This window comes from Enterobacter sp. 725m/11, from assembly GCF_011683705.1.
In the GTDB taxonomy this organism is placed as follows: Bacteria; Pseudomonadota; Gammaproteobacteria; order Enterobacterales; family Enterobacteriaceae; genus Enterobacter; species Enterobacter bugandensis.
In genome coordinates this window covers 1-23,195 of record NZ_JAAQOK010000061.1, presented here as the reverse complement: position 1 = coordinate 23,195, position 23,195 = coordinate 1, and the positions used below count along the sequence as shown (strand labels likewise).

The window sequence follows — 23,195 nt, the reverse complement described above, 5'->3', positions numbered from 1 at the left end:
GTTTATTATATATTGTGACTTAGTTCATTTATAAATAAAATATACCTACATGCTTTATAGGGATTTAATATCTCCCGTTTTGTGTCGTCTTGCGTGATCAAGGCCACAAATGCCTACCTCTGTCCCTGATTTATGAGTTAAGATTCTTGCAAATTATATCTGTCGGGGTTACCCGACAGTGACCACACCTGACAGGAGTATGTAATGTCCAAGCAACAGATCGGCGTTGTCGGTATGGCAGTGATGGGGCGCAACCTGGCGCTCAACATCGAAAGCCGTGGTTATACCGTCTCCGTTTTCAACCGCTCCCGTGATAAGACCGAAGAAGTCATTGCCGAGAACCCAGGCAAGAAACTGGTTCCTTTCTATACGGTGAAAGAGTTCGTTGAGTCTCTGGAAACGCCTCGTCGTATCCTGTTAATGGTGAAAGCAGGCGCAGGTACCGATGCAGCTATCGACTCCCTGAAGCCTTACCTCGAAAAAGGCGACATCATCATTGATGGCGGTAACACCTTCTTCCAGGACACCATTCGTCGTAACCGTGAATTGTCCGCTGAAGGCTTCAACTTCATCGGTACCGGTGTTTCCGGTGGTGAAGAGGGCGCGCTGAAAGGCCCATCCATCATGCCTGGCGGCCAGAAAGAAGCGTATGAGTTGGTTGCGCCAATTCTGACTAAAATTGCAGCCGTTGCTGAAGATGGCGAGCCTTGTGTGACCTATATCGGTCCGGACGGTGCGGGTCACTATGTCAAAATGGTGCACAACGGCATCGAATACGGCGACATGCAGCTGATTGCAGAAGCATACTCCCTGCTGAAAGGCGGCCTGAATCTCTCTAACGAAGAGCTGGCTGAAACCTTTACCGAGTGGAATAAAGGCGAGCTGAACAGCTACCTGATCGACATCACCAAAGATATCTTCACGAAGAAAGATGAAGAGGGTAAATACCTGGTTGATGTGATTCTGGATGAAGCGGCGAACAAAGGTACCGGTAAATGGACCAGCCAGAGCTCTCTGGATCTGGGCGAACCGCTGTCTCTGATCACCGAATCCGTCTTTGCGCGTTATATCTCTTCTCTGAAAGAACAGCGCGTTGCGGCATCCAAAGTGCTGTCCGGTCCACAGGCTAAACCAGCCGGTGACAAAGCGGAGTTCGTCGAGAAAGTTCGTCGCGCCCTGTACCTGGGTAAAATCGTCTCCTACGCGCAGGGCTTCTCACAGCTGCGTGCGGCGTCTGACGAGAACAACTGGGACCTGAACTACGGCGAGATCGCGAAGATCTTCCGCGCGGGTTGCATCATTCGTGCGCAGTTCCTGCAAAAAATCACCGATGCCTATGCTGAAAACGCAGGTATCGCTAACCTTCTGCTGGCACCGTACTTTAAGAAGATTGCTGACGAGTACCAGCAGGCGCTGCGTGACGTGGTTGCCTACGCTGTACAGAACGGTATCCCGGTTCCAACCTTCTCCGCTGCGGTGGCGTATTACGATAGCTACCGCGCTGCCGTTCTGCCTGCCAACCTGATTCAGGCACAGCGTGACTATTTCGGCGCGCATACTTACAAGCGCACGGATAAAGAAGGCGTGTTCCACACCGAATGGATGGAATAAGTTAACTTACTCGCTTTCATCAAACCCGGAGCCTGTCTCCGGGTTTTTTTATGCAAAAAATGCCGCGCATTATTCGAAGTAGTCTGAATCTTATCCCCCTGGTTGTGATTACTCCTGGTTTGCCTTGACACTGCTGTTTGCCAGGAGGTACAAAGCCCAACAGTTATGTTTATCGCGATGGTCTGCCGGCCATCAATACAGTTAACTAAAAGAAGTCATTAGCGAATGAAAATAACAATTTCCGGAACAGGGTATGTCGGTCTTTCTAACGGCATTCTGATTGCTCAGAACCATGAAGTGGTTGCGCTGGATATCGTGCAGGCCAAAGTGGATATGCTCAATCAGAAGAAATCGCCGATTGTCGACAAAGAAATCCAGGACTATCTCAGCAACAAACCGCTGAATTTCCGCGCCACGACAGATAAAGAAGATGCATACCGCGATGCGGATTACGTCATCATTGCGACGCCTACTGACTACGATCCAAAAACCAATTACTTCAACACCTCAACCGTAGAAGCGGTTATCAAAGATGTTATTGCGGTCAATCCTGATGCGGTGATGGTTATTAAATCAACCATTCCTGTCGGCTTTACCAAATCCATCAAAGAAAAGTTTGGTATTGATAATATCTTCTTCTCGCCAGAGTTCCTGCGTGAGGGGAGAGCGCTTTACGATAACCTGCATCCTTCCCGTATCGTTATTGGCGAACGCTCTGAGCGCGCTGAACGCTTTGCCGCACTGCTGCAGGAAGGCGCAGTGAAGAAAGATATTCCGGTGCTGTTTACGGACTCCACCGAAGCGGAGGCAATTAAGCTTTTCGCAAATACCTATCTGGCAATGCGAGTCGCTTACTTCAATGAGCTCGACAGCTATGCGGAAAGTCTTGGACTGAATACCCGCCAGATTATTGAAGGGGTTTGCCTCGACCCGCGTATTGGCAACCACTATAACAACCCGTCATTTGGCTACGGTGGCTATTGCCTGCCAAAAGATACCAAGCAGCTGCTGGCAAACTACCAGGCTGTGCCGAATAATCTCATTTCTGCGATTGTTGACGCTAACCGGACGCGTAAAGATTTCATCTCCGATTCTATTCTTGCGCGCCAGCCGAAAGTGGTCGGCGTGTATCGTCTGATCATGAAGAGCGGTTCCGATAACTTCCGCGCCTCTTCCATTCAGGGGATCATGAAGCGCATCAAGGCGAAAGGCGTTGAGGTTATTATTTATGAACCGGCCATGCAGGAAGATCAGTTCTTCAATTCCCGCGTGATCCGCGATCTGGATGCTTTTAAGAAGGAAGCGGATGTCATCATCTCGAACCGCATGGCCGAAGAGCTGGCTGACGTCGCTGACAAAGTCTATACCCGCGATCTGTTCGGTAGCGACTAATTCTATTACGTTAAAATAAAAAACCCGGCTGATTTGCCGGGTTTTTTATTTTCAGACCTTATAAAACTCGCGGTACCAGTCAACGAAGTTCTTCACGCCGTCTTTAACCGAGGTTTGCGGTTTGAAATCGATCACGTCATAGAGCGCTTTCGTGTCGGCGCTGGTTTCCAGGACGTCGCCCGGCTGCAGTGGCAACATATTTTTCTCGGCTTTCTTACCCAGCGCCTCTTCCAGCGCGGTGATATAGTCCATCAGTTCTACTGGCGAACTGTTACCGATGTTGTAAACGCGGTAAGGTGCTGAACTGGTTGCCGGTGAGCCGGTCTCGACGGTCCAGTTTGCGTCAGGATGGGGAATAACATCCTGCAGGCGGATAATTGCTTCAGCGATATCATCGATGTAGGTGAAATCGCGCTTCATCTTGCCGTAGTTATAGACATCGATGCTTTTGCCTTCAATCATCGCCTTAGTAAACTTAAACAGCGCCATGTCCGGGCGTCCCCACGGACCGTATACGGTAAAGAAGCGCAGTCCGGTGGTCGGCAGGTTGTAGAGATGCGAATAGGTGTGCGACATCAGCTCATTGGCTTTTTTGGTCGCGGCATAGAGTGAAACCGGGTGATCTACGGAATCGTCAGTGGAGAAGGGCATCTTACGGTTGAGGCCATATACGGAGCTGGATGAGGCATACAGCAAATGCTGAACGTGGTTATGGCGGCAGCCTTCCAGCACGTTGAGGTGGCCAATAAGGTTGGCATCGGCGTACGCATGCGGGTTTTCCAGGGAGTAGCGTACGCCTGCCTGTGCGGCCAGGTGAATAACGCGATCGAACTTCTCGTCAGCGAAAAGCGCAGCCATACCTTCCCGGTCAGCTAATTCCATCTTGTGGAAGGTGAATCGCTCAGATTGTAGCCGTTCCAGACGTGCCAGCTTTAAATTAACATCGTAATAGTCGTTCAGGTTATCAATACCGACAACCTCATGACCGCCCTCAATGAGGCGTTTGCTGACATTCGAACCGATAAAACCCGCTGCACCCGTTACCAGAAATTTCATATCTTTCCTCAAATACCCAACGCTTACAGATGCGATAACGCATCACATGGTGACTATGATAGCGCGAAGGGGGCGAGTTACATAACGCATCTTTCCGATATAACTCATCGGATTCTTATAGAAAAATCCCCAGCAATAGATAAACTATGAAAACACAATTATGTTTGCCCTTTTTCATCTGTTAGGGAATGTATGACGCACAACAACAATAGCCAGGTCATCCGAAGCAATGACCCTGAGCAAATTGATTTACTTGATTTAGTGCTGCAGCTGTGGCGTGGGAAGTGGATGATAGCAACGTTTGTTGTTGTTTTTATTGCACTTGCTGTCGGTTATCTTACTTTCGCGAAAGAAAAGTGGACCTCAAGCGCAATTATTGCGCAACCTGATGTCGCTCAAATTGCAACATATTCTAATGCGTTGAATATCCTCTACGGTAGCGCTGCACCCTCAATGCTTGATGTTCAAACACGCGCTATTGGTCGTTTCAATTCTTCCTTCTCTGCATTGGCACAGGCACTGGAAAATCAGGACGAACCTGAAAAACTGACAATCGAGCCTGCTGTTAAAGGGGAATCGCTCCCGTTGAGTGTTTCCTATACCAGTACTTCCGCAGAAGCGGCGCAGAAGCAGCTTGCGCAATATATCCAGCAGGTTGATGAGCAAACTTCCAAAGAGCTCACGGTTGACCTGCAAAACAGCATCAAAGAGCAGATTAAAACCCTGAACGATTCTCTGGTAAACCAGGAGAAGGTCGCTCAGGAGCAGAAAGACCTGCGTATTAAACAAATTACCGAAGCGCTGAAAAACGCTGAGGCGGCGAAAATCTCCTCGCCACAGATTCAACAAACTCAGGATGTGACCCAGGAAACAATGTTCCTCCTGGGAAGCGTAGGGCTGAAATCGATGATTGAAAACGAAGCCTCTCGTCCCCTGGTCTTTTCTGCTGCATACTATCAGACCAGGCAAAACCTGCTGGACATCCAAAACCTGAACGTTAAGCCGGACACAATACACGTCTACCGTTACGTCATGAAGCCGGATCTGCCCGTTCGTCGCGATAGCCCGAAAAAAGCCATTGTGCTGATTCTTGCCGTGCTGCTGGGCGGAATGATTGGTTCCGGTGTGGTATTAGGGCGTAACGCATTACGCAACTATAAGCCAAAAGCCTGATTTGCAGATTAAAAAAAACCGGGGAAAATCCCCGGTTTTTTTATTTATGACGCTTTCGTAGATTCTCAATCACCGCCGTCAAATCCAGTTCCTGATCCTGCAGCAGCACCAGCAGGTGATACATCAAATCCGACGCTTCATTCGTCAACTCTTCCCGGTCGTGTACGGTCGCGGCCAGCGCCGTCTCAACGCCTTCTTCACCCACCTTCTGCGCAATACGCTTAGTCCCGCTGGCATACAGCTTCGCGGTATAGGAGCTCTCAGGATCCGCGGATTTACGCTCCGCCAGGAGTTGCTCAAGCTGATACAGGAACAGCCACTGGTGACTCGCCTCGCCGAAGCAGCTGCTGGTGCCCTTATGGCAGGTTGGTCCGATGGGGTTCACCAGCACCAGCAGGGTGTCGTTATCGCAGTCTGGCGTCATGCTGACCACGTTCAGGAAGTGCCCCGAGGTTTCCCCTTTGGTCCACAGGCGCTGCTTCGTGCGCGAGAAAAATGTCACTTTGCCGCTGTCGATCGTTTTTGCCAGCGCGTCCTGGTTCATGTATCCCAGCATCAGCACTTCGCCTGAGACGGCATGCTGTACAACCACCGGCAGTAATCCGTCAGTTTTTTCCCAGTCCAGCTGCGCCTGTTGTTGCTCTGTTAACATACCCTGATCTCCACGCCCTGGTCGGCCAGGTACGTTTTTAACTCGCCAATATTGATAATCTGTTTATGGAACACGGACGCGGCCAGCGCGCCGTCCACGTTCGCATCGCGGAAGGCTTCCAGGAAGTGTTCCATGGTGCCCGCGCCGCCGGAGGCAATCAGCGGAACGTGGCACACCGCGCGAACTTTCTTTAGCTGCTCGAGATCGTAACCGTTACGCACGCCGTCCTGGTTCATCATGTTCAGCACAATCTCACCTGCGCCGCGCTTCTGCACTTCCTCTACCCAGTCGAGCGTTTCCCACTGCGTCACGCGCGTCCGGTTTTCATCGCCGGTATATTGGTTAACGTGATATTTGCCGGTCGCGGCGTCGAACCAGGTATCAATCCCTACCACTATGCACTGCACGCCAAAGCGATCGGCCAGGCGGGTAATCAGTTCCGGCTCGGCCAGAGCAGGGGAGTTGATGGAAATCTTATCGGCGCCAAAAGAGAGAATTTTGGCGGCGTCATCAGCAGACTTAATCCCGCCCGCCACGCAGAACGGAATATCAATCACTTCCGCCACGCGCGCGACCCAGCTTTTATCGACCACGCGGCCATCGCTGGAGGCGGTGATATCATAGAAGACCAGTTCGTCAGCGCCTTCATCAGCATAGCGTTTTGCCAGCGGGACGATATCGCCAATGATCTCGTGGTTGCGGAACTGCACGCCTTTCACAACCTGACCATCGCGCACGTCAAGACAAGGAATTATCCGTTTTGCCAGCATTGAATCGCCTCCGTCACCGTAAATTTACCTTCCAGCAGGGCCCGGCCCACAATTACGCCCTGCACACCGGTACCGCGCAGCGCGGCCACGTCGTCTATGTCACCAATACCGCCTGAAGACTGAAACGCAACCTGCGGATAACGCGCGCATACCTCCTGATACAGCGAGACGTTGGAACCCGCCAGCGTGCCGTCGCGCGAGATGTCCGTGCACAGCACGTGCTTCAGGCCCACAGGGAGATACGTCTCGACCAGCGCTTCCAGCGTTACGCCGGAGTTTTCCTGCCAGCCGCTGACCGCCACCTGTTTATTACCCTGTTCGTCAATGCGCACGTCCAGCGCCAGTACCAGGGCGTCGGCGCCAAAGCGGCGGAACCAGCCCTTCACCGTATCAGGCTCTTTCACGGCGGTTGAACCGACCACCACGCGCGCCACGCCCGCATCCAGAAGAGCCGCCACGTCATCTTCGGTGCGTACGCCGCCGCCGACCTGCACGGGCACGTCAACACCAGCAACCAGTTTTTTCAGCAGCGGGATCTGGCGCTTCGCCGGATCTTTCGCGCCCGTTAAATCCACCAGATGCAGCACCTTTGCACCCTGGGCGGCATAATCCTGCAGGCGCGGCAGCGGGTCCTTTCCGTAGTCGCGCTGTTGACCGTAATCGCCCTGATGAAGACGGACAACCGTGCCGTCGATTAAATCTAAAGCGGGAATAATCATCACATCTCCAGGAAGTTTTTCAGCAGCTGCGCGCCAGCGGCGCCAGAGCGTTCCGGGTGAAACTGCACGCCGAAGAAATTGTCTTTCTGCACCGCCGCGGTAAACGCCTCGCCGTAAGTGCACTGGGCGATGGTATTGACGTTCACCGGCATGGCGTAACTGTGCACGAAGTAAAAGTACGCGCCGTCTTCGATGCCGCGAAACAGCCGGTCACCCGCTTTGGCGTAAACGCGGTTCCAGCCCATATGCGGAAGAGGCAGGCCGTGGTCGGTCATTTTCGGTACGTCTTCGTCGATAATGCCCAGCAGGTCAACGCCGTTACTCTCTTCGCTGCGGCGGCCAAGAAGCTGCATGCCCAGGCAAATCCCCAGCACCGGCTGGGTACAGGCTTTGATCAAATCGACCAGATCGCGTTCGCGAATCTGGTCCATCGCCGCCTGTGCGGTGCCAACGCCCGGCAGGAAAAGCTTGTCAGCGCGCAATACAATGTCCGGATCGCGGCTCACCACCGGCTCATAGCCGTGGCGCGCGATGGCCGATTTCACGGAGTTGAGGTTGGCGCATCCGGTATCCAGAATCACCACGTTCATTACAGCACTCCTTTCGACGAGGGCAGGGCATCGCCTTCCACGCGGATCGCCTGGCGAAGCGTACGGCCAAAGGCTTTAAACAGGCTCTCCACGCGATGGTGATCGTTTTTGCCTTTGGTTTTCAGGTGCAGCGTCAGTCCCATGGTGTAGGACAGGGAACGGAAGAAGTGCTCCACCATTTCGGTGCTGAGATCGCCGACGCGCTGGTAGGTGAAATCAGCTTTGTATTCCAGATGCGGACGACCCGAGATGTCCATGGCGCAGCGCGCCAGGCACTCGTCCATCGGCAGGACGAAGCCGAAACGGTTGATGCCGCGCTTGTCGCCGAGCGCCAGCTTCAGGGCTTCACCCAGCGCCAGGCCGGTATCTTCCACGGTGTGGTGATCGTCAATATAAAGGTCGCCTTTTACCGCGATCTCCATGCGGAAACCGCCGTGGGTGGCAATCTGGTCCAGCATGTGGTCAAAGAAACCGACGCCGGTGTGGATCTTGCTGCCGCCTTCACGGTCCAGCCAGACTTTTACATCAATCTGCGTCTCTTTGGTGTTACGCTCAACGTGGGAATAGCGGTCGCGTTTTGTCAGTTGCTCGCCAATCTTTGCCCAGTTAAGGTCGTTACGATCGTAGCGCAGCCCCGCGATGCCCATGTTTTCCGCCAGCGTAATATCGGTGATGCGATCGCCGATGACGTAGCTGTTGGTTTTATCCAGCATCTCTTCGGCCAGATAGCGCTCAACCAGCTTCACCTTAGGCTTACGGCAGTCGCACTCGTCGGCTGGCATATGCGGGCAAATCAGCACTTCATCAAATACCACGCCCTGAGAGGTCAGCACCTGCATCATCAGGTTATGCGGGCCGTCAAAGTCCGCCTGCGGGAAACTGTCCGTACCCAGACCGTCCTGGTTGGTAATCATTACCAGCTTATAGCCCGCTTTCTGAAGCTTAAGCAGCACCGGGATCACGTCCGGTTCAAAAGCCAGCTTGTCGAAACGATCGACCTGGAAATCGGCTGGTGGCTCCGAAATAAGGGTGCCGTCACGATCGATGAAAAGGATCTTCTGGGTCATACTTTCTCCGCTTTCAGGGCGTCAATGACGCGCTGGCTCTCTGCGCGGGTGCCTACGGTGATACGTAAACAGCCACTCAGGGAAGGTTGTTTATTCTGGTCTCGTAAGATAATGCCCTGATCCCATAAAGATTTAAATACGGCACTGGAGGCGGTGAAGCGCGCCAGGATGTAGTTGGTTTCCGAGTCGAACACCTGCTCGACGCAAGGGATGTCTTTCAGCGCGGTGACAAGGTACTGACGTTCCTCCAGGATCTGCGCCACGCGTTCGCGCATCGCGTTGATACCCTGAGGCGTCAGCGCCTGTGCCGCAATATCGGCAACCGGCGTTGAGAGGGGGTACGGGGCGATCACTTTCAGCAGCAGGTCGATGACCTCTTTATTCGCCAGCGTAAACCCGCAGCGCAGGCCCGCGAGGGCGAAGGCTTTTGACAACGTGCGCAGCACAACGAGATGCGGATACTCTTCCAGCCAGCCCGTCAGCGTCGCCTGCGGGCAGAACTCGATGTAGGCTTCGTCGGCCACCACCAGCGCTTTACCACGGGTCATCTCCAGCAGGGTGCGGATATCCTGCGGGTTAATAATCTGCCCGGTGGGGTTATTTGGGCTGCAGACGAAGACAACCTTCACGCCGGCGAGATTGTCGGCAATGCCCTGTAAATCGAGCTGCCAGTTCTCCAGCGCCTGGACGTTGCGGCACGCCACGCCGAAGGTTTCGGCGCTGACGCTGTACATGCCGTACGTGGGCTGGCAGTACATCACCGCGTCTTTGCCCGGCTCGCAGAACGCGCGGATCAGCAGTTCAATGCCCTCATCCGCGCCGCGGCTTACCAGTACCTGCTCCGGCTTCACACCCGCATACTGGGCGTAGTTTTCAATCACCGCTTTTGGCTGACACTCCGGATAGCGGTTCAGCGTTTGCTGCGACAGCTCAAACTGCACCGCAGTCGGGAATTCGTTGGCGTTCAGCCAGACGTCCCCGTTTCCGCCCAGACGACGCGCAGACTGGTAAGGCGTCAGGCGGCGGACATTTTCGCGGGCTAATTCTTCAATGTTCATGCTTGCTCCTTCAGGGCGGCAACGCGCAGCGTCACGGCGTTTTTGTGGGCGGTCAGACGCTCGGCGGCGGCCAGGGTTTCAATAGTAGAAGCCAGTGAAGCAAACCCCTCGCGGGACAGCTCCTGCACGGTCATGCGTTTCTGGAAATCCGCCAGGCCGAGGCTGGAACAGGTAGAGGTGTAGCCATACGTTGGCAGCACGTGGTTGGTGCCGGAGGCGTAATCCCCCGCGGACTCCGGTGACCAGTCGCCGAGGAACACCGAGCCCGCGCTGGTGATGCTGTCGACCAGATCGCGCGCGTTGCGGGTCTGAATAATCAGGTGCTCCGGGCCGTACTGGTTGGAGATGGCGATGCACTGCTCGAGATCGCGCGCCACAATCAGGCGGCTGGCCGCTAACGCCTGACGTGCCGTGTCGGCGCGGGGCAGGTCGGTAAGCTGGCGTTCAACGGCTTCGCCCACGCGTTTCGCCATATCGGCATCCGGCGTCAGCAGGATGACCTGCGAGTCCGGGCCGTGTTCCGCCTGTGAAAGCAGGTCGGAGGCCACGAAGTCCGGCGTTGCGCCGCTGTCGGCAATGACCAGCACTTCAGACGGACCGGCAGGCATATCGATGGCCGCGCCGTCGAGACGCTGGCTGACCTGGCGCTTGGCTTCGGTCACATACGCATTGCCTGGGCCAAAGATTTTGTCGACTTTAGGAATGGACTCTGTCCCGAACGCCAGGGCGGAAATCGCCTGCGCGCCGCCCACTTTATACACCGCCTGCACGCCGCAGAGTTTTGCCGCGTAGAGGATCTCATCGGCGATCGGTGGCGGAGAGCACAGCACTACTTTCTGGCATCCGGCGATACGCGCCGGCGTGGCGAGCATTAATACGGTCGAAAACAGCGGCGCTGAACCACCAGGGATATAAAGTCCCACTGACGCAACCGGGCGCGTCACCTGCTGGCAGCGCACGCCGGGCAGGGTTTCGACATCCACGGTCTGCAGCTTCTGCGCGGTGTGGAAGGTATCAATATTTTTCACCGCGACGGCCATCGCCTGCTTGATATCGTCACCGAGACGATTACTGGCATCAATGATTTCCTGCTCCGTAACCTGCAATGCGCCGACTTCCGTCTTATCAAACTTCACGCTGTATTCACGCAGGGCGTCATCGCCACGGGCTTTGACGTTATCCAGGATCTCCGCCACGGTGCGGGAGATGCTTTCAGAAGCGGAAATCGCCGGGCGCATCAGCAGCTCACGCTGCTGTGCGTCGCTACAGGTATTCCAGTCGATGATTGTGTTAAAGCTCATAGCCATTACTCCATCATCTTCTCAATTGGCAGCACCAGGATGGAGCTTGCGCCCAGCGCCTTCAGTTTTTCCATGGTTTCCCAGAACAGGGTTTCGCTGCTCACCATGTGCATCGCCACGCGCTGCTGATCGCCCGCCAGCGGCAGGATGGTTGGGCGCTCAGCGCCCGGCAGCAGGGCAATCACTTCATCCAGACGCTCGGTTGGGGCGTGCATCATGATGTATTTGGACTCACGCGCCTGAATCACGCCCTGAATACGGGTCAGCAGCTTGTCGATGAGCTGCTGCTTGGCGTCGGCCATCTCGCCGTCGCGCTGAATCAGGCACGCTTTAGAGCGGTAGATGACTTCCACTTCGCGCAGACCGTTCGCTTCCAGCGTCGCTCCGGTCGAGACAAGGTCACAGATGGCGTCCGCCAGACCCGCACGCGGTGCCACTTCAACAGAGCCGTTCAGCAGGCATGATTTAAACTGCACGCCTTTCTGGTCGAGATAACGCTTCAACAGGTGAGGGTAAGAGGTGGCGATACGTTTGCCGTTCAGCGCGGCCGGGCCGTCCCACGCTTCATCAACCGGCGTTGCCAGCGACAGGCGGCAGCCGCCGAAGTCCAGACGACGCAGGGTGAAGTAACGCGGGTCTTCACCCTGCGCGCGGCGGGTCAGCAGCTCTTCTTCCAGCACGTTTTCACCGATGATACCGAGGTCAACGACGCCGTCCATCACAAGGCCGGGAATATCGTCATCACGCACGCGCAGAATGTCGATGGGCATGTTTTCAGCCAGAGCAATCAGGCGCTGGGTGTGCAGGTTGATTTTGATCCCGCAGCGGGCCAACAGTTCGCGTGAATCGTCACTCAAACGGCCTGATTTTTGAATAGCTATGCGTAAACGTGAGTTATCTAACATTCTTTATTCCTCGTTAACCTGTTTTAACCTGTCTGAATTTGGTCCAAAAAAAAGCCCCCGGAAGAAGATCTTCCGGGGGCTTTTTCATGCGTTCATGCACCACTGGAAGATCCAAACGTCTTCCAGCACACATCGCCTGAAAGACTAGTCAGGATGATGGTGATGATGGTGGTGTTTAAATTGAACGCGTGTCATATAATTCTCGATGAATGCTTATTCATTTGATGTCTTTTAACCTAAACCAGTTGTACGACATATTGCAAGGGCTTTTTTTGATCATTAATTCATTTCATATTGATGCTATGAATTGTGTGTTCTGCCGGGCTGGCGTAGCCTTATGAAAGACGAGTGAGAGTCAGGAGAATTCGCATGAAAAAGGTCGCGATTGTCGGTTTAGGATGGCTGGGAATGCCGCTGGCGATGTCATTAGCCGCGAAAGGCTGGCAGGTGACCGGGAGCAAGACCACCCGGGATGGGGTCGAAGCGGCACGAATGTGCGGTATTGATGGCGTTGAACTGCGTCTGGAGCCTGAGCTGGTGTGTGATGCGGACGATCTGGACACGCTGATGAACGTAGATGCGCTGGTGATTACGCTACCCGCACGGCGCAGTGGCCCGGGCGAATCATTCTACCTGCAGGCGATGCAGGAGATTGTCGACAGCGCGCTGGCGCATCACGTCCCGCGCATAATTTTTACCAGCTCGACGTCGGTTTATGGCGATGCTGAGGGCGTGGTGAAAGAGAGTTCCGAGCGCCGTCCCGTAACCGCGAGCGGTCAGGTCCTGAAAGAGCTGGAAGACTGGCTGCATAACCTTCCCGGCACGCAGGTCGATATCGTTCGTCTGGCGGGGCTGGTTGGCCCGGGGCGTCATCCGGGGCGCTTCTTTGCTGGTAAGACGGCACCAGACGGTCAACATGGCGTGAATCTTGTGCATCTTGAAGATGTTATTGGCGCGATTGAGCTACTCTTACAGGCTCCAAAAGGCGGACACATCTATAATATATGTGCACCGTCTCATCCGGCGCGCAGCACGTTTTACCCGCTCATGGCACGCCAGCTTGGGTTGGCTCCGCCGGTTTTTGGTGAGGCAAAGAACGAAAGTAAAGGCAAAATTGTTGATGGCAATCGCATTTGCCATGAGCTGGGGTTTGAGTATCAGTATCCCGATCCGCTGGTGATGCCCATGGAATAAACCCCGCAGCGGAGACAATCGCACACCAGAAGGGGGCGAGCATGAAACCGCTGCTGGATGTTCTTATTATTCTGGATGCACTGGAAAAAGAGGGGAGCTTTGCGGCTGCCTCGGCAAAGCTTTACAAAACCCCTTCGGCCCTGAGCTATACCGTTCAAAAACTGGAAAGCGACCTCAATATTCAGATCCTCGATCGCTCCGGGCACCGCGCGCGCTTTACCCGCACCGGGCAGATGCTGCTGGAAAAAGGCCGTGACGTTCTTCATACCGTTCGCGAGCTGGAAAAGCAGGCCGTCAAGCTCCATCAAGGATGGGAGAATGAGCTGGTGATCGGCGTGGATGATACCTTTCCGTTTTCTCTACTGACGCCGCTCATTGAAGCGTTTTACCAGCATCACAGCGTCACCCGGCTGATCTTCATCAACGGGGTGCTGGGCGGCTCCTGGGAGGCCTTAACCCAGGGCAGGGCGGACATCTTTGTCGGTGCCCTGCACGAGCCTCCACAGTTGAGTGACTTTGGCTTTGCCCGCCTGGGCGTGCTGGAGCAGGTATTTGCCGTAGCGCCCCATCATCCGCTGGCTCAGGAGCCTGATCCTCTTAACCGCCGCGTTATTAAGGGGTACCGCGCAATAGTAGTCGGGGACAGTTCACGCCCCGAATGTGCGGTTTCCTCGCAGCTGCTGGATGAGCAGGAGGCCATTACCGTTTTTGACTTTAAAACCAAGCTGGAGCTGCAAATTAGCGGTCTGGGCTGCGGCTATTTGCCGCGCTATCTGGCGCAGCGCTTTATTGATAGCGGTGCGCTTGTTGAAAAACAGGTGCTTGCGCAAAGCAGTAACGAATCGGTGTGGGTGGGCTGGAACGAACAAACCGCCGGGCTGGCCAGCGCCTGGTGGCGGGACGAAATTTTAGCAAATAGTGCTATCGCTGCAGTTTACTCTCAGGGGAGCGCCGAGAAATCAGCCAGTTAGAAAAAAGAAAATGACCCGGTGCGTTGCAAAGTATTGCCTTTTGTATCCGATGTGGGGCAAAATGCCGCCGCTGCAACCAAATGAATAATCGACGATATAAAAGGCGTCGGTTATTTTTTTTTGCATGTACGAAACGAAACTAAAAACCAAGAGGCCGGGCTTCGTACCGGATAGATATTTACTAAAATCCGACAGTTGTTGTCGCTGAGGAAGAAAGAAATGGGGCAATTTTTCGCTTACGTGGCGGTTATCACCGTAAAGGAGAATAACTATGTCGCATAACGCAACTCCAAACACCTCTCGCGTGGAATTACGTAAAACGCTTACGTTGATTCCGGTTGTTATGATGGGCCTTGCCTATATGCAACCGATGACGCTGTTCGATACATTCGGTATCGTATCTGGCCTCACTGACGGTCATGTGCCGACGGCTTACGGCTTTGCGCTGATTGCGATCCTCTTTACCGCGCTGAGCTACGGTAAACTGGTGCGTCGCTATCCGTCTGCAGGTTCCGCCTACACCTATGCCCAGAAATCCATCAGCCCGACGGTTGGCTTTATGGTGGGCTGGTCTTCGCTGCTCGACTACCTGTTCGCGCCGATGATCAACATTCTGCTGGCAAAAATCTATTTTGAAGCACTGGTGCCATCGATTCCCTCGTGGATCTTCGTCGTGGTGCTGGTAGCCTTTATGACGGCCTTTAACCTGCGCAGCATCAAATCCGTTGCCAACTTTAACTCCGTCATCGTTGTGCTTCAGGTTGTCCTTATTGCCGTGATTCTTGGCATGGTGATCTATGGCGTATTCCACGGCGAAGGCGCGGGCACCCTGGCGAGCAGCAAACCGTTCTGGTCTGGTGATGCGCATGTGATCCCGATGATTACCGGGGCGACGATTCTGTGCTTCTCCTTTACCGGTTTCGACGGGATTAGCAACCTGTCTGAGGAAACGAAGGATGCAGAGCGCGTGATCCCGCGTGCCATCTTCCTGACGGCGCTGATTGGCGGTCTGATCTTTATTTTCTCGACCTATTTCCTGCAACTGTACTTCCCGGATATCTCGCGCTTCAAGGATCCGGATGCGTCTCAGCCGGAAATCATGCTCTATGTGGCGGGTAAAGCGTTCCAGGTCGGCGCGCTGATCTTCTCCACCATCACCGTACTGGCGTCCGGTATGGCCGCGCATGCAGGCGTTGCGCGTCTGATGTACGTAATGGGTCGTGATGGCGTATTCCCGAAAAGCTTCTTCGGCTACGTGCATCCAACCTGGCGTACCCCGGCGATGAACATTATCCTGGTCGGTGCGATCGCGCTTCTGGCGATTAACTTTGACCTGGTGATGGCAACGGCGCTGATTAACTTCGGTGCGCTGGTGGCGTTCACCTTTGTTAACCTGTCGGTTATCTCTCAGTTCTGGATCCGTGAAAAGCGTAACAAGACGCTGAAAGATCACTTCCAGTATCTGTTCCTGCCGATGTGCGGTGCCCTGACCGTGGGCGCGCTGTGGGTTAACCTGGAAGAGAGCTCGATGGTGCTTGGCCTGATTTGGGCAGGTATCGGTCTGGTGTACCTGGCCTGCGTTACGAAGAGCTTCCGTAACCCGGTTCCTCAGTACGAAGACGTTGCTTAAGTCTTAACGTATCAAAAAAAACCGGAGACCTTGTCTCCGGTTTTTTTATATCTCACTTCAGACTATCTCTTGCGCGTACTGGAACAGGGCTTTTAACAGGATCTGTTTTTCTGCGTTGCCTTCATACTGGTTGTATAACGACTCAAGCTCCTGCGCGTAATGTTGCAGATACTCTGGCGTAAACACGTTTCGACGGTGCTGCAGCCAGCGCGCCTGTTCTGCTTCATCCAGCGTGCCGGGATAATTGCGCGCCCGGTAGTTAAACATCAGCTTTTCGATGCGCTTATCTGCGAAGGTGATGTCCAGCGCAGGTAAGTTACGCGGCTCGGTTTGCAGAACAATATTCATGGCTGCGCGGTCAGCATCACTGAAGAAGCCGTTGTAGAGCTGGGCATCCACGTTTTCGGACGGCACGAACGGCTCCGCCTCGGCGAAGATGGCGACCACTTTCTCGCGCACCTGCGGGTTATCGCGAAGCACTTTCAGGTTATCCAGGCAGTGCTGACGGTTAATGCCCAGCCTGTCGGCATCTTCCGGACGCAGCGTGTTCGCCTGCGCCAGCACCGGACATTTATTGATGTGCACCAGCTTAACCGGCACCGCAGGCAGATCCCCGAGTTCATTTTTCGGGGTGTAAAGCCGTTCGCGCAGGGTATCGCTGTCAAGCTCCAGCAGCGGCGAAATATCGCCCGCCAGGTCCACCATGATAACCGCATTACGGTTATCCGGGTGCCACGCCAGCGGCGCAACCCAGCTGGTATTGCCGCGCCAGGCGCCAAACATGCCGGAGATATGCACCAGGGGCTTCATCTGCGGTACGTCGATAAGGGTCATGAGCTTCTGCTTGCTTCGGTGGCTCAGCAGATATTCAAACAGCCGGGGCTGTGCGGTTTTCACCAGCTTCGCCATGGCAATGGTGGCATAAACGTCTGCCATCGCATCGTGGGCATTGCTGTGCTCGATGCCGTTGGCGCGCGTCAGGTGTTCCAGCCGGAAGCTGGTTAGCCCTTCCTCATTTTCCGGCCAGTTAATGCCTTCAGGGCGCAGGGCATAACAGGCGCGCATGATGTCGAGCAGATCCCAGCGTGAATTGCGGTTCTGCCAGCTCCAGGCGTACGGATCGTAGAAGTTGCGATAGAAGATATTGCGCGTCACTTCATCATCGAAGCGGATGTTGTTGTAACCGACCACGCAGGTATTAGGCACGGTAAACAGATCGTGGATACGGCGGGCGAACTCTGCTTCGTTAACGCCTTTTTCTCGTGCTTCCTGCGGCGTGATCCCGGTGACCATTACCGCGCCGGGCTGCGGCAGGTAGTCATCAGCCGGTTTACAGTAAAAGACCTCAGGCTCGCCAATGATGTTGAATTCGTCATCGGTGCGGATGGCGGCAAACTGCGCCGGTCGGTCCAGCGCCGGATGCGTGCCAAAGGTTTCGTAGTCGTGGAATAAAAAAGTCGGGCGTGCGGCAGAGTCAGACACCAGTAATACCATCCTGTTAAAAAATGACGTCACTATGGTAAACGATCGTGCGGGTCAGACCGAATAAAAAGCGCCGCCGCGTCGCAAATTTGCGAGACCGCTTCCGCGTAAAACCTGCGTTCTGTCACATTTTTTTGCAATTAAGCCAGGTAACGACATCAGAAGTCCCGTAAAAAGGTCATCGATTTTTAATGACCTGAGGATATACCGTTGAAACGCCGTCTGTTTATTGCTGTTTCTTTACTCGCTTCGAGTGTCTCATCTGCTTTTGCGGCCGAACCACTGGATTTTTCGCCGCAGCCTCCGGCCATTCAGGCTGGCTCCTGGGTGCTGATGGATTACACGACTGGTCAAATTTTAACGGCGGGCAACGAACATCAGCAACGTAACCCGGCGAGCCTCACCAAGCTGATGACGGGCTATGTGGTGGATCGGGCCATTGACAGCCATCGCATTTCGCCGGATGACATTGTCACCGTAGGGCGTGACGCGTGGGCGAAAGGGAACCCGGTGTTTGACGGTTCGTCGCTGATGTTTCTGAAAGAGGGCGATCGCGTCACCGTGCGTGATTTAAGCCGCGGTCTGATTGTCGATTCCGGCAACGATGCCTGCGTGGCGCTGGCCGATCACGTGGCGGGCGGGCAGCCGCAGTTCGTGAAGATGATGAACGACTACGTGCAGAAGCTGAACCTGCGTGATACGCACTTTGAAACCGTCCACGGTCTGGACGCGCCGGGCCAGCACAGCTCGGCCTATGACCTGGCCGTGCTCTCCCGGGCCATCATTCACGGTGAGCCAGAGTTTTATCATATGTACAGCGAAAAGAGTCTTACCTGGAACGGCATCACCCAGCAGAACCGTAACGGCCTGCTGTGGGATAAAACCATGAACGTGGACGGCCTGAAAACGGGGCATACCTCAGGAGCAGGCTTTAACCTTATTGCCTCCGCGGTGGACGGTCAGCGTCGTTTGATTGCGGTGGTGATGGGCGCGGACAGCCCGAAAGGGCGCGAGGACCAGGCGCGTAAGCTACTGCACTGGGGACAACAGAACTTCGATACGGTGCAGATCCTGCATAACGGTAAAAAAGTCGGAACAGAGCGTATCTGGTACGGCGATAAAGAACAGGTGAAACTGGGCACCGACCAGGACTTCTGGCTGGCCCTGCCGAAAGCGGAAGTACCGAACATCAAAGCCAAATACGTGCTGGATAAAAAAGAGCTGGAAGCACCGATTGCCGCGCATCAGCGGGTCGGGGAGATCCAGCTCTATGACCGCGACAAGGTCGTGGCGCACTGGCCTCTGGTCACTCTGGAAGCCGTTGATAAGGGAGGCGTATTCTCACGCTTGAGCGATTATCTTCACCACACGCTTTAACCGCTGATGGGCAGACTGGCAGGGTTGCGAGTCTGCTCACATAATAAACACTCCTCGTTTGCCGATAATAGAAACCCTGCTTTATAGTGTATAAATATACAGTGCTAATCGGAGGCAGCATGGACTACAGCATCAAACAGCAACAGAAACGTAAGATTGCGGGTTTTCATCTTGTTGGGCCGTGGGAAAAAACGGTCAAGCAGGGCTTTGAACAGCTGGTCATGTGGGTAGACGGGCGTCACATTGAGCCGCTGGAGTGGGTGGCGGTCTATTACGATAACCCCGATGAGGTTCCGGCAGAAAAACTGCGCTGCGATACGGCCGTTACCGTACCGGATGATTTCGTCATCCCGGAAAACAGCGAAGGGGTGATGATGACGGAAATCGCGGCCGGTGATTATGCCGTGGCGACGGCGCGCGTGGAAAACTACGACTTTGCAACCCCGTGGTATCAGTTCTTTAATTCCCTGCTGCAGGATAATAAATACCAGATGGCGCTTAAGCCCTGCTTTGAGCGCTATCTCAATGATGGCAACGCGGACGGCTACTGGGATATTGAAATGTTTATCGCGGTAGAGCACAAAACGGTTTAAGCCTGCTTAATGAAGGGTTTTTCAGCCGGGAGCGATCCGCCCGGCTGAAAACACAGTACAATTGTGATTTGCCGTGTTGCTGGAGAGCGGGTGTGCGTCCCGACAAATCATTAACCCCTTTTGAAATTCGCTTATATAAACATTACCGCGTGGTGCACGGGTGTCGCATCGCGCTGGCGTTCGTGTTGACCTTTGTACTGGTCAGGTTGCTGGATATACCGGAAGGAACGTGGCCGCTGATCACGCTGGTGGTGGTGATGGGGCCAATCTCATTTTGGGGAAACGTTGTCCCGCGCGCCTTCGAGCGAATAGGTGGTACCGTGCTTGGCTCTGCCCTGGGGCTGATTGCCCTGAAGCTTGAGCTCATCTCATTTCCAGTGATGCTGGCATGGTGCGGTGCCGCCATGTTCCTGTGCGGCTGGCTGGCGCTGGGCAAACGTCCTTATCAGGCGCTGCTGATTGGTATCACTCTCGCGGTCGTGGTCGGCGCGCCAGCAGGGGATATGACCACGGCAATGTGGCGAAGCGGGGATGTTATTCTGGGCTCGCTGCTCGCCATGTTGTTTACCGGCATCTGGCCGCAGCGGGCTTTTCTGCACTGGCGTATCCAGATGGCTAACTACGTCACGGCGTTTAACCGCGTTTACCAGGCGGGGTTTTCACCGAATCTGGTTGAGCGTCCCCGGCTGGAAAAGCATCTGCAAACCATCCTCAACGACGTGGTCAAAATGCGCGGCCTGATAGTACCAGCCAGTAAAGAGACCCATATTCAGAAAGCGATTTTCGAAGCTATCCAGACGGTCAGCCGCAATCTGGTGTGTATGCTTGAACTGCAAATCAACGCGCACTGGGCCACGCGTCCCAGCCATCTGTTGATGCTTAACGCCCAGACCCTCAAAGAGACGCAGATGATGACGCAGCAGACCCTGCTGACCATCGCCCATGCGCTCTATGAAGGCAACCCGCAGCCCGTTCTGGCGAACAGCGAGCGTCTCAATGAAATCGTGGCGGAACTGAAGCAGTTAATCAACGAGCGGCAGGGCGATAACGTGGCGGAAACGCCCATTCACGGCTATGTCTGGCTGAGCCTGGAGCTGGCGCGACAGCTTGAGCTGCTATCGCACCTGATTTGTCGGGCGCTGCGCAAATAAAACGCGGATGTGACGCCTGCTGCTTCGATTCAGCAGCAATTGGGGTTATGATAGCTTTAAACGATATAGCCATTGTCATTCGCAGCTGCTGTCAGTAAGGTTATTGTTACAGCGGTTGCTTTAACGAATCCGAATCTCACATTATCAGGGGTGTAAAAAATGGAAACTATCAAGCCTTCGTTCCAGGATGTTCTGGAATTCGTCCGCCTGTTCCGCCGCAAAAACAAACTGCAGCGTGAAATCCAGGACGTTGAGAAGAAGATCCGTGACAACCAGAAACGTGTTCTGCTGCTCGACAACCTGAGCGACTACATCAAGCCGGGCATGAGCGTTGAAGCTATTCAGGGCATCATCGCCAGCATGAAGAGCGACTATGAAGACCGCGTTGATGATTACATCATCAAAAATGCTGAGCTGTCCAAAGAGCGTCGCGACATCTCCAAAAAGCTGAAAGTGATGGGCGAAATCAAAAACGCCGAAGCTAAAAGCGAATAATCGCAGCGAATTGTGAAAAAGGCTCTCTGGTGACAGGGAGCCTTTTTTATTTGACGATCAACGGTCCGCTGATTTGTAGGTCGGGTCAGGCGCAGCCGCCAGCTGACAATTCTACCCGACGCAGAAAAGCAAAAAGCCTGCTTCAAAAGCAGGCTTTTCAAATTTGGCTCCTCTGACTGGACTCGAACCAGTGACATACGGATTAACAGTCCGCCGTTCTACCGACTGAACTACAGAGGAATCGTTGTGGAGGCTTATCTTAGCGGCGAAAAAACTTTTGTCAAACCTGATCTTAGGGAAAATCGACTGATTGCCGATTCTGTCGTCAGTTTGTTGTAAATACACACATCTTTTTCAGGAAAATACTTTGCAGGATTAGCATTTCTCCCCCATCATTTGAAATGGAGTTTCAACTATTCTCGCTAAGGTCCATTTTGAACGTCACTGCCTCTCTGCGCCAGGCGATCGTGCGCACGCCATGGTACGCAAAACGTAAAAGCTATCGTGTTCTGTTCTGGCGTGAAATCACCCCTCTTGCCGTGCCTATTTTCCTGGAAAATACCTGCGTTCTGCTGATGGGAGTGCTGAGCACCTTCCTGGTAAGCTGGCTGGGGAAAGAGGCGATGGCGGGGGTCGGGCTGGCAGACAGCTTTAACATGGTGGTGATGTCATTCTTTGCCGCCATCGATCTCGGGACGACGGTTGTGGTGGCCTTTAGTCTCGGCAAGCTGGATCCCAAACGCGCGCGCGAGGCTGCACGTCAGTCGCTGATGATCATGACCCTCTTTTCGATTGTTCTGGCGGCGGTGATCCACTATTTCGGTAAAGAGATTATCGATTTTGTCGCCGGGGAAGCCACGAACGAGGTGAAGGACCTGGCGCTGACCTATCTCGAAATGACCGTCTTAAGCTATCCGGCGGCGGCCATCGCGTTGATTGGTAGCGGCGCGCTGCGCGGGGCAGGTAACACCAAAATCCCGCTGCTGATCAACGGTGGGATGAATATCCTGAATATCATCATCAGCAGCGTGCTGATCTACGGCGCGTTCTCGTGGGATGGGCTGGGGTTCGTCGGGGCCGGGCTGGGATTAACCATATCACGCTATATCGGTGCGGCGGCTATCATCGGGGTGCTGATGACGGGGATTACCCCCTCGCTGCGTCTTACGCTTAAGAGCTACTTCCGGCCCTTTAATTTCGCCATTATCTGGGAAGTGATGGGGATTGGTATTCCCGCGAGCATTGAATCCGTGTTGTTCAACGGCGGGAAGCTGCTCACACAGATGTTTGTCGCCGGAATGGGCACCGACGTTATCGCCGGTAACTTTATCGCCTTCTCCATCGCCTCGCTGATTAACCTGCCGGGTAACGCCCTTGGGTCGGCATCAACCATCATCACGGGTAAACGGCTCGGGAAAGGGCAGATAGGCCAGGCGGAGCGGCAGCTGCGCCATGTGTTCTGGCTGTCGACGATTGGGCTGACGCTGATCGCCTGGGGCACCGCGCCGTTTGCCGGGCTGATGGCCGCGTTCTATACCCACGAAGATGACGTGAAAGAGGTGGTGAAGATCCTTATCTGGCTCAACGCCGCCTTTATGCCCATCTGGGCGGCATCCTGGGTGTTGCCTGCCGGGCTGAAAGGAGCGCGCGATGCCCGTTTTGCCATGTGGGTGTCCATGCTTGGCATGTGGGGGTGTCGCGTTGTGGCGGGCTATACGCTGGGCGTGGTGCTGGGCTGGGGCGTGGTGGGCGTCTGGCTGGGGATGTTCCTTGACTGGGCCGTACGCGGGGCGCTGTTCTACTGGCGCATGGTCAGCGGGCGCTGGCTGTGGAAATATCCGCGACAAAATGCCTGACAATTGCGCGAAATGGAGAATAATTCGGCAAACGATCGGAAATATGCATTCTGCCTTTGACATCATCGGGGAGCATCGATAATATGCGCCCCGTTCACACGATTCCTCTGTAGTTCAGTCGGTAGAACGGCGGACTGTTAATCCGTATGTCA

23 protein-coding genes, 1 tRNA gene and 1 other annotated feature are annotated in these 23,195 nt (G+C 54.5%); of the genes, 12 read left to right on the top strand and 12 right to left on the bottom strand.

All coding sequences use genetic code 11. From position 1 onward, the window contains the following. The first annotated feature begins 204 nt into the window (after positions 1–204). Positions 205–1,611: an NADP-dependent phosphogluconate dehydrogenase gene (gene gndA, locus HBA26_RS20200; RefSeq protein ID WP_028013772.1), complete on the top strand. Its 1,407-nt coding sequence runs from the start codon at positions 205–207 to the stop codon at positions 1,609–1,611. Positions 1,612–1,836: 225 nt separating this feature from the next. Next, positions 1,837–3,003: a UDP-glucose 6-dehydrogenase gene (gene ugd / locus HBA26_RS20195; RefSeq protein WP_041909161.1), complete on the top strand. Its 1,167-nt coding sequence runs from the start codon at positions 1,837–1,839 to the stop codon at positions 3,001–3,003. A 51-nt stretch (positions 3,004–3,054) separates the two neighbouring features. Here ugd and HBA26_RS20190 read toward each other — a convergent pair whose 3' ends face one another. Next, complete coding sequence (locus HBA26_RS20190) at positions 3,055–4,059, bottom strand: NAD-dependent epimerase (protein ID WP_166721003.1); 1,005 nt, start codon at positions 4,057–4,059, stop codon at positions 3,055–3,057. Positions 4,060–4,251: 192 nt separating this feature from the next. Here HBA26_RS20190 and wzzB point away from each other — a divergent pair, with 192 nt between their 5' ends. After that, positions 4,252–5,232, top strand: coding sequence for an LPS O-antigen chain length determinant protein WzzB (gene wzzB, locus HBA26_RS20185; RefSeq protein ID WP_045629815.1), 981 nt, complete (start codon positions 4,252–4,254; stop codon positions 5,230–5,232). Positions 5,233–5,272: 40 nt separating this feature from the next. Here wzzB and hisIE read toward each other — a convergent pair whose 3' ends face one another. The 9 genes from hisIE to hisL all read right to left on the bottom strand — a co-directional run bounded on the left by hisIE (position 5,273) and on the right by hisL (position 12,489). Further along, positions 5,273–5,884 (bottom strand): bifunctional phosphoribosyl-AMP cyclohydrolase/phosphoribosyl-ATP diphosphatase HisIE, encoded by a 612-nt coding sequence (gene hisIE, locus HBA26_RS20180; RefSeq protein ID WP_045260396.1) that lies wholly within the window; start codon positions 5,882–5,884, stop codon positions 5,273–5,275. After that, entirely contained in the window at positions 5,878–6,654 is a 777-nt protein-coding gene (gene hisF / locus HBA26_RS20175; RefSeq protein ID WP_126345305.1) for an imidazole glycerol phosphate synthase subunit HisF, read from the bottom strand. Before hisF ends, hisIE begins: the two co-directional genes overlap by 7 nt. Beyond that, positions 6,636–7,373, bottom strand: coding sequence for a 1-(5-phosphoribosyl)-5-[(5-phosphoribosylamino)methylideneamino]imidazole-4-carboxamide isomerase (gene hisA / locus HBA26_RS20170; protein WP_126345304.1), 738 nt, complete (start codon positions 7,371–7,373; stop codon positions 6,636–6,638). The genes hisF and hisA overlap by 19 nt, the downstream gene beginning before the upstream one ends. Further along, a complete protein-coding gene (gene hisH, locus HBA26_RS20165; RefSeq protein WP_028013765.1) occupies positions 7,373–7,963 on the bottom strand; it encodes an imidazole glycerol phosphate synthase subunit HisH in 591 nt (196 codons plus the stop codon). Before hisH ends, hisA begins: the two co-directional genes overlap by 1 nt. Continuing rightward, a complete protein-coding gene (gene hisB, locus HBA26_RS20160) occupies positions 7,963–9,030 on the bottom strand; it encodes a bifunctional histidinol-phosphatase/imidazoleglycerol-phosphate dehydratase HisB (RefSeq protein WP_069733075.1) in 1,068 nt (355 codons plus the stop codon). The genes hisH and hisB overlap by 1 nt, the downstream gene beginning before the upstream one ends. Further along, positions 9,027–10,088: a histidinol-phosphate transaminase gene (hisC, locus tag HBA26_RS20155; protein ID WP_126345302.1), complete on the bottom strand. Its 1,062-nt coding sequence runs from the start codon at positions 10,086–10,088 to the stop codon at positions 9,027–9,029. The genes hisB and hisC overlap by 4 nt, the downstream gene beginning before the upstream one ends. Next, positions 10,085–11,389 (bottom strand): histidinol dehydrogenase, encoded by a 1,305-nt coding sequence (gene hisD, locus HBA26_RS20150; protein WP_166721002.1) that lies wholly within the window; start codon positions 11,387–11,389, stop codon positions 10,085–10,087. The genes hisC and hisD overlap by 4 nt, the downstream gene beginning before the upstream one ends. A gap of 5 nt (positions 11,390–11,394) precedes the next feature. Further along, positions 11,395–12,294, bottom strand: a complete 900-nt coding sequence (gene hisG / locus HBA26_RS20145) for an ATP phosphoribosyltransferase (RefSeq protein WP_000886595.1) — start codon at positions 12,292–12,294, stop codon at positions 11,395–11,397. A 45-nt stretch (positions 12,295–12,339) separates the two neighbouring features. Further along, positions 12,340–12,463 (bottom strand) — a sequence feature (His leader region). Further along, positions 12,439–12,489 (bottom strand): his operon leader peptide, encoded by a 51-nt coding sequence (gene hisL / locus HBA26_RS20140; protein WP_001364200.1) that lies wholly within the window; start codon positions 12,487–12,489, stop codon positions 12,439–12,441. (Overlaps the previous feature by 25 nt.) A gap of 174 nt (positions 12,490–12,663) precedes the next feature. Between hisL and HBA26_RS20135 the strand changes: the two genes are divergently transcribed. The 4 genes from HBA26_RS20135 to plaP all read left to right on the top strand — a co-directional run bounded on the left by HBA26_RS20135 (position 12,664) and on the right by plaP (position 16,089). Further along, a complete protein-coding gene (locus HBA26_RS20135) occupies positions 12,664–13,488 on the top strand; it encodes an SDR family oxidoreductase (protein WP_028013761.1) in 825 nt (274 codons plus the stop codon). Positions 13,489–13,529: 41 nt separating this feature from the next. Then, positions 13,530–14,459 carry a LysR substrate-binding domain-containing protein gene (locus HBA26_RS20130; protein WP_049137393.1) on the top strand — a complete coding sequence of 310 codons (930 nt, stop codon included), beginning with the start codon at positions 13,530–13,532 and terminating at the stop codon, positions 14,457–14,459. A 219-nt stretch (positions 14,460–14,678) separates the two neighbouring features. After that, the gene (yoeI, locus tag HBA26_RS20125) at positions 14,679–14,741 is read left to right on the top strand and encodes a membrane protein YoeI (RefSeq protein ID WP_099458931.1); all 63 of its coding nucleotides are present in this window, start codon (positions 14,679–14,681) and stop codon (positions 14,739–14,741) included. Continuing rightward, a complete protein-coding gene (gene plaP, locus HBA26_RS20120; RefSeq protein ID WP_166721001.1) occupies positions 14,731–16,089 on the top strand; it encodes a putrescine/proton symporter PlaP in 1,359 nt (452 codons plus the stop codon). The genes yoeI and plaP overlap by 11 nt, the downstream gene beginning before the upstream one ends. 57 nt (positions 16,090–16,146) lie before the next feature. Here the strand turns inward: plaP and sbcB are convergent, their stop codons facing one another. Beyond that, a complete protein-coding gene (gene sbcB, locus HBA26_RS20115) occupies positions 16,147–17,574 on the bottom strand; it encodes an exodeoxyribonuclease I (RefSeq protein WP_028013758.1) in 1,428 nt (475 codons plus the stop codon). Between the two features lie 207 nt (positions 17,575–17,781). Between sbcB and dacD the strand changes: the two genes are divergently transcribed. The 4 genes from dacD to HBA26_RS20095 all read left to right on the top strand — a co-directional run bounded on the left by dacD (position 17,782) and on the right by HBA26_RS20095 (position 21,187). After that, entirely contained in the window at positions 17,782–18,948 is a 1,167-nt protein-coding gene (gene dacD / locus HBA26_RS20110) for a serine-type D-Ala-D-Ala carboxypeptidase DacD (RefSeq protein ID WP_028013757.1), read from the top strand. Between the two features lie 119 nt (positions 18,949–19,067). Next, positions 19,068–19,541, top strand: coding sequence for a DNA gyrase inhibitor SbmC (gene sbmC / locus HBA26_RS20105; RefSeq protein ID WP_028013756.1), 474 nt, complete (start codon positions 19,068–19,070; stop codon positions 19,539–19,541). A 92-nt stretch (positions 19,542–19,633) separates the two neighbouring features. Then, complete coding sequence (locus tag HBA26_RS20100; RefSeq protein ID WP_028013755.1) at positions 19,634–20,692, top strand: FUSC family protein; 1,059 nt, start codon at positions 19,634–19,636, stop codon at positions 20,690–20,692. Positions 20,693–20,851: 159 nt separating this feature from the next. Further along, the gene (locus HBA26_RS20095; RefSeq protein WP_028013754.1) at positions 20,852–21,187 is read left to right on the top strand and encodes a DUF496 family protein; all 336 of its coding nucleotides are present in this window, start codon (positions 20,852–20,854) and stop codon (positions 21,185–21,187) included. A 164-nt stretch (positions 21,188–21,351) separates the two neighbouring features. On the opposite strand, the gene HBA26_RS20090 is transcribed toward HBA26_RS20095, so the two are convergent. Next, positions 21,352–21,427: transfer RNA gene (locus HBA26_RS20090), tRNA-Asn, on the bottom strand. 161 nt (positions 21,428–21,588) lie between these two features. Here HBA26_RS20090 and emmdR point away from each other — a divergent pair. Next, positions 21,589–23,043, top strand: a complete 1,455-nt coding sequence (gene emmdR / locus HBA26_RS20085; RefSeq protein ID WP_120247348.1) for a multidrug efflux MATE transporter EmmdR — start codon at positions 21,589–21,591, stop codon at positions 23,041–23,043. Positions 23,044–23,195 lie beyond the last annotated feature (152 nt).